Source organism: Jiangella muralis (assembly GCF_001270745.1).
In the GTDB taxonomy this organism is placed as follows: Bacteria; Actinomycetota; Actinomycetes; order Jiangellales; family Jiangellaceae; genus Jiangella; species Jiangella muralis.
In genome coordinates this window covers 51060-62304 of record NZ_LFXL01000043.1, presented here as the reverse complement: position 1 = coordinate 62304, position 11245 = coordinate 51060, and the positions used below count along the sequence as shown (strand labels likewise).

The 11245-nt window shown below is 74.0% G+C and carries 10 protein-coding genes; 7 read left to right on the top strand and 3 right to left on the bottom strand.

Features of this window, described 5'->3' with window-relative positions; all coding sequences use genetic code 11:
• Window positions 1-107 precede the first annotated feature (107 nt).
• The 3 genes from ACW62_RS29090 to ACW62_RS29080 all read left to right on the top strand — a co-directional run bounded on the left by ACW62_RS29090 (window position 108) and on the right by ACW62_RS29080 (window position 2211).
• On the top strand, window positions 108-641 hold the full coding sequence (locus ACW62_RS29090) for an NUDIX domain-containing protein (protein ID WP_205629676.1): 534 nt from the start codon (window positions 108-110) through the stop codon (window positions 639-641).
• A 191-nt stretch (window positions 642-832) separates the two neighbouring features.
• Window positions 833-1426, top strand: a complete 594-nt coding sequence (locus tag ACW62_RS29085) for a GNAT family N-acetyltransferase (protein WP_053207625.1) — start codon at window positions 833-835, stop codon at window positions 1424-1426.
• Window positions 1427-1461: 35 nt separating this feature from the next.
• The gene (locus tag ACW62_RS29080) at window positions 1462-2211 is read left to right on the top strand and encodes a YaaA family protein (RefSeq protein WP_053207624.1); all 750 of its coding nucleotides are present in this window, start codon (window positions 1462-1464) and stop codon (window positions 2209-2211) included.
• Here the strand turns inward: ACW62_RS29080 and ACW62_RS29075 are convergent.
• Both ACW62_RS29075 and ACW62_RS29070 read right to left on the bottom strand, forming a co-directional pair.
• Window positions 2204-3157: an acetylxylan esterase gene (locus ACW62_RS29075; RefSeq protein WP_205629675.1), complete on the bottom strand. Its 954-nt coding sequence runs from the start codon at window positions 3155-3157 to the stop codon at window positions 2204-2206. The two genes, ACW62_RS29080 and ACW62_RS29075, sit on opposite strands and share 8 nt — an antisense overlap.
• An 11-nt stretch (window positions 3158-3168) precedes the next feature.
• Window positions 3169-3636, bottom strand: a complete 468-nt coding sequence (locus tag ACW62_RS29070) for a hypothetical protein (RefSeq protein WP_053207622.1) — start codon at window positions 3634-3636, stop codon at window positions 3169-3171.
• An 82-nt stretch (window positions 3637-3718) separates the two neighbouring features.
• Between ACW62_RS29070 and ACW62_RS29065 the strand changes: the two genes are divergently transcribed.
• Window positions 3719-4342: a TetR/AcrR family transcriptional regulator C-terminal domain-containing protein gene (locus tag ACW62_RS29065; protein WP_053207621.1), complete on the top strand. Its 624-nt coding sequence runs from the start codon at window positions 3719-3721 to the stop codon at window positions 4340-4342.
• Between the two features lie 48 nt (window positions 4343-4390).
• Here the strand turns inward: ACW62_RS29065 and ACW62_RS29060 are convergent, their stop codons facing one another.
• A complete protein-coding gene (locus ACW62_RS29060) occupies window positions 4391-7708 on the bottom strand; it encodes a lamin tail domain-containing metallophosphoesterase family protein (protein WP_169792148.1) in 3318 nt (1105 codons plus the stop codon).
• Between the two features lie 124 nt (window positions 7709-7832).
• Between ACW62_RS29060 and ACW62_RS29055 the strand changes: the two genes are divergently transcribed.
• From ACW62_RS29055 to ACW62_RS29045, 3 genes are read left to right on the top strand one after another with little or no spacing between them, the layout of a single operon-like run.
• On the top strand, window positions 7833-8573 hold the full coding sequence (locus tag ACW62_RS29055; RefSeq protein ID WP_169792147.1) for a histidine phosphatase family protein: 741 nt from the start codon (window positions 7833-7835) through the stop codon (window positions 8571-8573).
• Window positions 8570-9649, top strand: a complete 1080-nt coding sequence (locus tag ACW62_RS29050) for an endonuclease/exonuclease/phosphatase family protein (RefSeq protein ID WP_053207618.1) — start codon at window positions 8570-8572, stop codon at window positions 9647-9649. Before ACW62_RS29055 ends, ACW62_RS29050 begins: the two co-directional genes overlap by 4 nt.
• Entirely contained in the window at window positions 9646-11187 is a 1542-nt protein-coding gene (locus ACW62_RS29045) for an ABC transporter substrate-binding protein (RefSeq protein ID WP_083460288.1), read from the top strand. Before ACW62_RS29050 ends, ACW62_RS29045 begins: the two co-directional genes overlap by 4 nt.
• Window positions 11188-11245: the final 58 nt, after the last annotated feature.

Here is an 11245-nt window from a genome sequence, read left to right as displayed (position 1 = left end):
TCCGCCAGGACCTCACACCCCTGACCTGCCAACAATCAGCACCTTGACATAGAAGCGTCATGGGAGGCGCGCCACCGTCGCGGTCACGGCGATGGAATCCTGATCCCGTGACGGGCTTCGACGACGACGTGCGCGCCGAGGGCGAGCCGGAGCGCGAGTTCCACGCCGGTGTCGCGGCGCGACTGCCGCGCAAGTCGGTCTCCGGCGGCGCGCTGGTGCGCGACGCGGCCGGGCTGGTGCTGTTCCTGCAACCGACCTACAAGCCGACGCTGGAGATCCCCGGCGGCGTGGTGGAGGTCGACGAGTCGCCGCTGGCGGCCTGCCGGCGTGAGGTGCGTGAGGAACTGGGACTCGAGCTGCCGATCGGCCGCGTGCTGGTCGTCGACTGGATCCCGGTGCGCGGGCCGTGGCCGGACCAGCTCGCGTTCGTGTTCGACGGCGGCGTGCTGGAGGCCGCGACCGTCGCCCGGATGACGCCCGATCCCGTCGAGGTGGCCGGCGTCGAGTTCCTGACGCTGGCCGCGGCGGCCGATCGTCTGCGCCCATCGATGGCCCGGCGGCTGGCGACGGCCTTGCTGGCGTCGGACGCCGGTGCGACGATGTACGCCGAATTCGGCCGGCCGGTGCACACCCCGCCCTGATGGGTGGGTGGCCCACCCTACGGGCGGGCACCGACAGGCACGGCCGCCCGGCTCCGCAGCGGCCGATCCCGTCGCCGAGCCCGGCCGAAAACCCCGTGCGCCGATCGAGGACCGGTGAATAGTCTGCAACGACCACCGCCCCGAGCCGCTGGTGCGAGTCATGACCGCCGCCGACCCGCAGGAGAGAACGCGTGCCTTTCGAGAACCTGCCATCCGAGGTCCCCAGCGGCCTGACGACCGACGACTTCGTGCTCCGGCCGATCGTGGCCGCCGACGCCGAGTTGGACTACGCGGCCGTGATGGAGAGCAGGGACTACCTGCGCACATGGGAGCAGTCGACCTGGCCCGAGGACGACTTCACCGTGGCCGCCAACCGGAAGGACCTGGAGAAGCTCGAGCAACGGCACGCGAGCCGCCAGGCGTTCACCTACACGGCGCTGGATCCGGCCGGCACGCAGTGCCTCGGCTGCGTCTACCTCATGCCGACCGACGCGCGGATGTTCGCGGGCGCGCGCATCACCCCGGTCGGCGACGATCGGTGGGACGACTACGACGCCGCGCTCTACTTCTGGGTGCGCCGGTCTCGGCTGGCGGCCCAGCTGGACCGCGTGCTGCTCGACGCCCTGCGGTCCTGGCTGGCGAACGACTGGAGCCTCGGCGGCCACCTCGTCGTCACCAACCAGCAGTTCGCGCAACAGGTCGAGCTGATCGAACGCACCGACCTCCAGCTGCGTTTCGAGGTCGAGGAACCCGGCAAGCCCGGCCGGTATCTCGCTTACGCGTAGGCGTCGGCGAACGCTGCCGGGCCTACGCTGAAGCGGTGCTGATCGTGCTGCCTCCGTCGGAGACGCAGGCCTGGCCGGCCCGGGGCCGCGGGCTCGATCTCGCGCGGCTCTCCTTCCCGGAGCTGACCGAGGCACGCGACCGGGTGCTCGACGGCATGGCGGCGACCAGCGGGCGGCCCGACGCGATGGGGCGGCTGGAGGCGCCGGCCGGGGCGGCGGCGGAGGTGGCCCGCAACGTGGAGGTGCGGACGGCGCCCGCGGTGGCGGCGGCACGGCTCTACCAGGGGGTGCTCTACGACGCGTTCGCGCCGGCGACGCTGGAGGCGGCCGCGCTTCGCCGGGCCGGGCGCCGGGTGGTCATCGTGTCGTCGCTGCTGGGCGCGGTGCGGCTGAGTGACCGCGTGCCCGCGCACCGGCTGCCGATCTGCGCGCACCTCGACGGCCTGGAGGAGGTGCCGGGGCTGGAGGCGTACTGGCGGCCCCGGCTCGGCCCGGTGCTGACGGCCGCGGCCGGCGCCGGCGTGGTCGTCGACCTGCGGTCGAGCAGTTACGCGCCAGTGTGGCGGCCCGGGCCGGAGCTGGCCGGGCGCTGGGTGGTGCTGCGGGTGCCCGGCTCGCCGCACGGCGCCAAGGCGACCCGCGGCCGGGTCGCGCGGCTGCTCTGCACCGAGCCCACGGCGCCCCGCGACGTCCCCGCGCTGGCCGCCGTCGTCGGCGCGGCGTTCGACGTGGAGCTGCGCCCGCCGGACCGCGGTGGCCGGCCCTGGGTGCTCGAGGTCAGCTGAGCAGGAACGCCCGCAGTGCGGCGCCGCGGCGTTCGTCGTCGGCGTCCTGGGCCGGGTACTCCGCGTGCCCGGCGGGCAGCACGACCAGCTCCTTCTCGCCCGGGATCGCGTTGTGGACGGCGAACTGGCCGGGCGGCGGGACGGCCGGGTCCCACAGCGCCGGCGCGACCAGCATCGGAATGCGCAGCCGCCGCGCCGCCGTCGCCGCGTCGAAGAAGCGCAGCACCTCGCGCGCCTCCGGATGCCGGGCGACGTGCAGCCGGACCGCCTCGCCGCTGCCGGTGCACGGCATGGTGAGCCGCAGGTCGTGCTGGCCGAAGCTGGGCACCGTCAGCGCGCCGCGGTCGAACCGCTCGTCCCACGGCAGCGCCAGCGCGCCGATGCCGCCGCCGAAGCTGCTCCCGGCGTACGCGACCCGGGACGGCGGCGACGGAAGCAGCGTGAGCAGCGCCGACGCCGCGCACCAGACGTCGGCGACGCAGCCGCCGTGCACGTAGGTCGCGGCCGACTCGATGCCGTGCAGCACGTGCTCGTCGCTCACCGGCGGGATGCCCGGGACCAGCCCGCGCTCCGGCAGCCCGCGCGACGCGGCGAACAGGACGGCGGTGCCGGGCAGGTCGAGGCCCGGGTCGGGCTGCGCGCGGCCGCCGTATCCGTGTCCGACGACGATGGCGCGCTCCACGCCGTCGGGTGGCAGCCACAGCCAGCCGCCCAGCCGCACGCCGTCCAGCGAGGTGAACTCCACGTCCTGCCAGCCCGGATGGGCGGCCGGGCGGACGACCGGCGCGGTGTCGACCGCCAGGGAACGCGCGTACAGCGACGTCCAGAATTCGGCGAAGCCGGGCGGCTCGGCCGGCGCGTCCACCGTCAGGAGGGCGTCGAGGTCGTAGCCGTAGGTCGCGTCGAAGGCGTCGGGACCGAACCAGTCGTCATAGGGCAGCGGCACGACCCGTGACGTTAGCGAACGCCGCGCTCGCGGAACCACACGGCCAGCACCGCGGCGCAGCCGGGCAGGGCCAGGAGGACCAGCGTCGTGCTGCCGAGCCAGAGCGGGACGTACTGGTCGTAGGGGTCGCCGCCGGTGCCCGCGACGGCCGCCAGCGTGGTCATACCCAGCAGGAACAGCGTCGTGACGGTGGCCCGCACGCCGCGGTCGCGCTTGGCCGCCCACAGCGAGACCAGCCATCCGGCCAGCCCCAGCACGCCGACGATCAGCAGGCCGATGACGATCGCGTTGCGGTCCTTGGCGACCTCGCTCGCGTCCCACTCGGGGTAGGCGGCCTCGACGTGTCCCTCGACCGAGCCGAACACCCACAGGTCGAGCAGCGGGAGCAGCAGGCACACCACCTGCAGGCCGACGCCGATCTGCAGCGCTTGCACCGTGCTCCGCCAGCGCCTCGTGCGTACCTCGTTCCGCACCTCCATGGCGATCTCTCCTATCTCTTACGGTGTATGACTTGCTGACGATGCTAGTCTTACGCCGTAAGTGACGTCAAGGAGGGCAGCCGTGGTCCGGTCGCGAGTGCAGGGCAAGCACGCGGGTCTGACTCGGGAGCAGGTGCTCCGGGCCGCCGTCCGGCTGGCCGACCGCGACGGCGTCGAGGCGCTGTCCATGCGCAAGCTGGCCCGCGAGCTCGACGTCGAGGCGATGACGCTCTACCACCACGTCCGGAACAAGCAGGGCCTCGAGGACGCCATCGTCGAGTACGTGCTCGCCGAGTCGCTGCGCCCGCCGCCCGAGTCGGCCGACTGGCAGGAGGTCGTCGCCGCGCACGCCGCCGACCTGCACCGCGGCCTCACCGAGCATCCCGGCGCCGTGCTCCTGTTCGCGACGCGGACCGCGGTCACGCCGCGGACGCTGGCGATCCTCGAGCAGTCGTTGCGTGTCCTCCGCGACGCCGGGTTCGCCCCGCGGACGGCGCTGCACCTGATCTACGCGATCGCCGGCGCCGTCGTCGGCCAGCACCTCGCCTACGCCGGCGAGCAGGCGCAACCTGCGGTCGACGCCCCCGCCATCGGCGACGACCACCCCGTGCTCGCCGCCGCGCTCGCCGACGGCCCCGTCACCATGCAGTCGCGCCTCGACTTCACCCTGACGTCCTTGATCGCCGGCTTCGAGACCCTGCTGTAGGAGAGTGCCGCGATTGCGGCAGCGCGGTGACCGGTGCTCCGGGAGGGCTCATCGGCCGGCCGTCGCGAAGCTCGACAGCGGCGACCGTGCGGCCCGGCCGGCGGCGTCGACCGCCTCGGTGAACCACACGTACCGGCGCCCGGCGGCCAGTCCGGTCCAGGCGAGCTCGGCCGTCGCGCAGTCGGCGGCGGGCACCGTGCCCAGCGGCGAGCCCAGCGAGGCCAGGGCGAACCCGGTGGTCTCGACCCGCTTGTCGTAGACGTCGCCGATGTCCGCGGGGACGACGAACTCGTCCGCCTCGTCGCCGTACGGGCCGGCCACGTAGTACTCGCCGGCGTTGTGCTCGTCGCGCGACGGCGAGTAGGTGTTGACCGACATCGTCTTGCTGTCGAGGTCGAACTGCAGCAGCCGCAGGAAGCCGGTGTCCTGCAGCCCGTCGGCCTGATAGCCCTGGTAGTTGGCCAGCAGCTCGGTCACGACCCGGCCGTCGTCCTCGTGCCTGACGGCCTGTGCCACACCGTTGACGTGCCCGCTGAGCACGAGGAACACGTTGTCGTAGGGGCGCACGACCTGCTGCCAGATCCGCTCGCCCAGCGACGTCCAGCGATCGGCGTCCGGCCGGGTCGGCACGGCGTCGCGGTTGAGGTATTCGTGCGTCGACACGATGACGTTGTGGTCGGGGTGGGCGGCGACGACGGACGCGGCCCAGCCCAGTGTCTCGTCGCGGTCCGGGTACGCCACGAAGCCGATGTTGAGCATCAGGAACGGCGCGCCGTCGATCTCCAGCGTGTCGTAGTGGCTGACGTTGTCGCCGGGCCGCCAGGAGCCGCCGTACCACGGGCTGGCGGCGAACCGCTCCGGCGGGAAGTACTCGTTGAACAGGCCGGAGTCGCGGCCCCACTTGTTGTCGTGGTTGCCCGGCAGGATGCCGTACGGCAGGCCGGCGTCCTCCAGCACGTCCATGAGGTCGGACGCGAATCCCCACTCGTCGCGGGCCCGGCCCTCCAGGTGCGTGCCCCACATCCAGTTCTGTACGATGTCGCCGACGTGCGCGGTGTACTCGATCTTGCGCGCCTCGGCGTTGCGCACCAGCCAGGACACCTGGTCGGCGTGGACGTCGCGGAACTGCTCGGTGAGCTGCTGCGGGTCGGGCAGCACGCCGATCGCGAAGTCGTAGTCGCCCGGGTCTTCGAAGGAGTGGTCGGCGGCGCCGGTGAACGCGGGCCGGGTCGCCGGGCCGTCCTGGACGAGGACGCTGACGCGGCGGCCACGGACCGCGGTCGCGGCGTCGACCGTGCCGGTCAGGGTGATCGACCCGGTGCCGGCGTCCAGCAACTCCCAGGCACCCGACTGGTGGTTCCAGACGTAGAGCTGCAGCTCGCTGGCGCCGGTCGAACGGCCGGTCCAGACGACGTCGAACGTGGCGGGTGCGTCGTCGGCGACGGTCAGCTCGAACCGCTGATAGGGGAAGCCCTCGGTCGCCTCGGCGACCAGCGGCTCGGCCTGCTCGCCGCGCACCAGATCGGCGGCGCGGTGCCGCTCTTCGCCGGGCAGCGTCCGCTCGGACGGCGGCGCCGTGGGGCTGACGCCGGTGAACACGGCGGCGGCGTTCTCGACCACCGGCAGCCGCGGGCCGCCCCGGAACGTCACGTCGGTGGCGTCCCCGGTGGTGTGCCCGGCCCGCGCCGACAGGACGGCGTCGCCGCCCACGTCGTCCGCACCGTCTGACGGCGCCAGCGGCACCGGCGGCACCGGCCGCGGCGACGGGGCCACGTCGACGGGTTCCAGCTGCTCGGCCGGGATGTCGGCCGGGTCGTGCAGGTCGCCGGGGATCGTGCCGGGCGAGGCCGGCGCGCGGACGAAGTCGGCGACGTTGTCGCCGGTGTCCTGGAACCGCTGGTGCGTCTCGCCGGACGCGACGTCCAGGAACGGCACCAGCGAGACGCCGTCGGTGCACGGGCTGTAGAGCGCGAAGTACGCCCCGGCGCGGTCGACCAGCCGCCCGTCCGCGTCGTGCACGGAGAACCCGTAGCCGTCCTCGTCCGGCGGTGTGCCGGTGAGCGGGACGACGTGCGTGGCGCCGGGCGCGAGCGCGACGCCGTCGAGGACCGTCACCGGCTCCAGCGCCCGGCGCCCGTTGGCCAGGCAGCGGTCGACGGTCCAGCCGGTGAGGTCGGCGGCCCGGTCGCCGTCGTTGACCAGCTCGACGAACGGGGCGGCGGGGTCGTGCGAGAACTCGCTGACGCGGATGCCGGCGCCCCGGTTCTCCTCCGGCTCGGGGACCGTGACGGCGAAGTCGGCGGCGTTGTCGCCGGTCGCGCTCACCCGCTGGTAGGTCTGGCCGGACCGGTAGTCCAGCCGGTCCGGCAGCGCCGTCCCCTGCGTGCAGGCGCTGTCGACGGCCGGCTCGTGGACGGCGTCGGACTCATACACGCCGACGGCGTCGATCACCGTGCCCACGGCGTCCTCCACCAGCACGCCGAGCCCGTCCTCGGCCAGCGCCGGGTCGGGGTAGCGCAGGACGGCGCCGTCGTCCGGCAGGGTCGCGGACTCGTGTGCCACCAGCAGCCGCTCGCCGGGCGGCAGGGTCGTCCCGGCCGGGACCTGTGCCAGCGTCCCGGCGCTCTGCCGCGCCCCGAGCGTCGTGCACACCGAGAGCCGCCAGCCGCCGACGTCGACGGCGTCGTCCCCGGTGTTGGCCAGCGCCACGAACTCGTCGGCGTCGCCGCCGGGACCGCCATTCGCCAGTTCATCGACCAGCACGTCGCCACGCTGGACGCCCGGATCGGGCCGGACGGCGTTGGCGGCGCCCGGGGTGCGCGCGGCCCGGACGAACTCGCCGGTCGCGCTCACCCGCTGGTAGGACTGCCCGCGGGCGAAGTCCAGCGTGCTGGGCACCGGCGGGCCGCAGATGCTGTCGCGTGACGCCGGCGACACGGCGATCCGATCGACCAGCCGGGCGTCGCCGTCCTCCAGCCACACCCCCATCGCGTCGTCGGCCAGCGAGGTGCCGAACACCGCGTCCGCCGTCGCGGCCAGGCTGGATGAACGGTGTGCCAGCAGGAACGTCTCGCGGGGCGCCAGCGTCACCCCGGCCAGCGCCGGCACCAGCGGGTCGGCGCCCCGGCTGCCGCTGGCGCCGCAGTGGTAGACGCGCCAGGAGCCGAGGTCGGCCGGCGCGTCGCCGTAGTTGGTCAGCTCGATGAAGGCGTCGTCGGCGCCACCCGGGCCGCCGGCCGCGACCTCGCTGACGAGGACGTCCGCGACGGCGCCGGCCGACCCCGCCGCGGGCGCCGCCATGACGGCGCTCGCGGCGACGATGGCCGTGGTGAGCAGGGCCGCCGCTCGGCGGGTGGATCGCACCATGATCGTCACCTCTCGTGTGCTCCGGCGCCGGCCACCCTGCTGCGTGGCGGGCCGCTCGGGCAACGCGGTTGCACAGGGCGGAACCGCGTTGCCGGGCCGCGTCGGGGTGCCCGACCCTGAGCCGATGAACGCGAGATGGCAGGTCGACGAGCCGGCAGCGGACGGCGCCCGCCGGGTGCGCCTGGTGCTGGTCCGGCACGGCGAATCGACGTGGAACGCGGAGGGCCGCATCCAGGGACAGCTCGGGCCGGGGCTGTCCGGCCGCGGCCGGGACCAGGCGGCGACGGTGGCGCGGTGGCTGCGCGACCGTCACCCGCGGCCCGGCGCCGTGGCCGTCAGCGACCTGCCGCGGGTCACCGAGACCGCCGCGGCCTACCTGAACCTCGCACCGTCCGCCGTCGTCACCGACGTGCGGCTGCGCGAGATCGACAACGGCGAGTGGAGCGGCCGCACCACCGCCGAGGTGGCGGCCGCGTACCCCGAGCAGATCGCCGCGATCCGCCGCGGCGAGGACATCCCTCGCGGTGGCGGCGAGACGTTCGCCCAGCTCACCGCTCGGGTCGACGCCGCGCTGCGGGAGCTGGCCGGGCGGATCGCCGCGGACGGCGCCGAGCCGGTCGCGCTGGTCTTCACCCACGGCGGGCCGATCCGGGTCGCCGTCGCCGCGGCCCTGGGGCTGCCCGCCGGCGGCCACGCCCTGCTCGAACCGCCCGGCAACTGCTCGGTGACCGAGCTGTCCGTGCTGGTCGGACTGGACGGGACGTCGCTCGCGCGGCGGCTGGCCGGCTACAACCACGATCCGCTCGGCCGGGCCGAGCCGAGCGCCGCGGACGACGACGTCGCGGCCGCGAGGAGGACCGCGTGACCACGTTCGTGTCGATGACCTACAACCTCTGGGGCCGCCACCACCTGGACGCGCGCGTGCCTGCGCTGCGCTCGCTGTTCGAGGTCCGCCCGCCGGACCTGTTGGCCGTCCAGGAGTTGACGCCGCGCATCCGCGAGCTCATCGACGCCGTCCTGCCCGGCCACCGGCGGGTGGACGACTCGTTCCCCGGCTGGGCGGCCGAGAGCAACCTCTGGTGGCGCGACGACCTGTTCACGCTGGAGGAGCACGGCGCCGAGGACGTCGGCATCAGGGCCGAGCACGCTCGGCTGTTCTGGGTGCGGCTACGCGCTGCTGAGTTTTCCGGTGGGAGTGACACCCCGCCCGGCCGGGAGGGCCCCCACCCTACGGGCGGGCACCGACAGACTCGGCCGCGCGGTCGGGGCGACGACGCGCTCGGCGTGAGCGGCGCTGCGCTGGGCGTGAGCGACGCTGCGCTGGGCGTGAGCGACGACGCGCTCGGCCGGAGTGACACCCCGCCCGGCCGGGAGGGCCCCCACCCTACGGGCGGGCACCGACAGACTTCGCCGCTCGACCGGGGCGACGACGCGCTCGGCGGGAGTGACGCGGAGCTCGACCGGGGTGACGCCGCGCCCGGCTGCGCCGCGGGCACGTCGTTCGTCTACGCCACGGCGCACCTGACCTGGCCCGGCCACCCGCAGGAGCGCGCCGACGACGTCAGCCCGCGGGTCGAGCAGGCCCGCAACGTCGTCGCCGCCCTGGACCGGCTGGCCGGCGACGGGCCGTGCATTTTCACCGCCGACGTCAACGACTACGCGCGGCCGCTGTGGGTGCTGCGCGAGGCCGGCTTCGCCGACGCGTTCGCGGCGCTGGGCCGCAGCTCGCCGATCACGCACCCGGTCGTGCCGCTGGTGGGGCCCGGCCGCGGCTGGGCCGCGCCGGAGCCGGTGGCCAAGGCGATCGACTGGCAGTTCCACCGCGGCCCGCTGCGGCCGCGCTGCGCCGAGGTCGTCGAGTTCTTCCACGAGGGCGTCGCGCCCTCCGACCACAAGCCCGTGGTCGTCACCTACACCCTGCCTGACAAGGAGAAGCCATGATTCGCAGCCGGGCACACCGTCCGCTGGCACTGGGGTTGGCCGCCGTTCTGGCCGTGGCCCTCGCCGCCTGCGGCGGAGACGACGACGAGAGCGCCGCCGGGGGTGGTGAGCAGGTGCTCCGCGTCGCGCCGAGCGTGGCGCCGGTCTCGCTGGACCCGCACGGTGAGCAGTCCGCCGAGGAGGGCGTCCAGGAGATCGTCCAGCACCTGCTCGACCCGCTGGTCCGACTGGAGGACGGCGAGTTCGTCCCGGTCCTGGCCGAGTCGTGGGAGAACCCCGACGACCTGACCTGGGTCTTCCACCTGCGCGACGACGTCACCTTCCACGACGGCACCCCGCTCACCGCGGCCGACGTCAAGGCGTCGGCGGAGCGGCTGATCGAGCTGAACGGCCCGCTCGCGCCGCTGTGGTCGGGCGTCGCGTCCGTGGAGGCGACCGACGAGCACACCGTGACGATCCGGACCGCCCAGCCGCTGGGCACCGTCATCAGCACGGTCTCGCTGCTGTTCGTCGGCCCGGCCGACCGCATCGGCGAGGCGGACTTCTGGCGGGCGCCGGTGGGCTCCGGGCCGTTCGTGTTCGACGAGTTCCTGCCCGACGAGCGCGTCGTGATGACCGCGAACGAGGACTACTGGGGCGGCGCGCCGGAGCTGGACCGGCTGGAGTTCACCTACATCCCGGAGATCTCCGCCCGGCTGACCGCGCTGGAGACCGGCGAGGTCGACCTCACCACGGGCGTGCCGCCGGACCAGGCGCCGTCGATCCAGGACAACGAGGACGTCGTCTTCGAGACCTCGCCCAGCTACACCTACTACTTCATGTGGTTCAACTCCGGCCACGAGCCGTTCACCGACCCGCGGGTGCGGCAGGCGATGTGGCACGCCGTCGACGTCGAGACCATCGTGGCCGACCTGTTCGGTGACGCCGCGACGGTCGCGCGCGGGCCGATCCCGCAGGACGTCTTCGGCGCCAGCGAGCAGCAGCCGTACGAGTACGACCCAGAGCTGGCCCGGCAACTGCTCGCCGAGGCCGGCTACCCCGACGGCTTCAGCACGACGCTGCAGTGGCCGCGCGAGTCCGGCGCCAATATCCGCTCGCTGGCGCAGACGCTGATGTCGCACTGGGCCGAGGTCGGCATCACCGTCGAGCCGCTGGAGAAGGAGCGGGCCCAGTGGATCGACGACCTCAACGCGCTGAGCTGGGACCTGAACCTGCAGACGAACAGCGTCGGCACCGGTGACGCCGACTACACGCTGGGCCGCCTCTACACCTGCGAGGCGAACCGCAACGGGTTCTGCAGCGAGGAACTGGACCAGCTGCTGCTGGCCGCGAAGTCGGCGCTGGACCCGGAGGAGCGCGCCACGCTGTACGAGCAGGCCGCGACGCTGATCTGGGAGCAGGCGGTCGGCATCTTCCCGATGGACCTGGGCAACAACGTCGCGTACCGCGACCGGGTCGAGGGGTTCGAGATGCCGGCCAACGGCCGGGCCCGTTTCCACGAGGTGTCGGTCACCGGCGAGGCCGCCGAGGTGTACTGACCCGGAGACCGGACGGACCCGCCGACGCCCTGCCGGCGGGTCCGTTCACGCGGGTCCA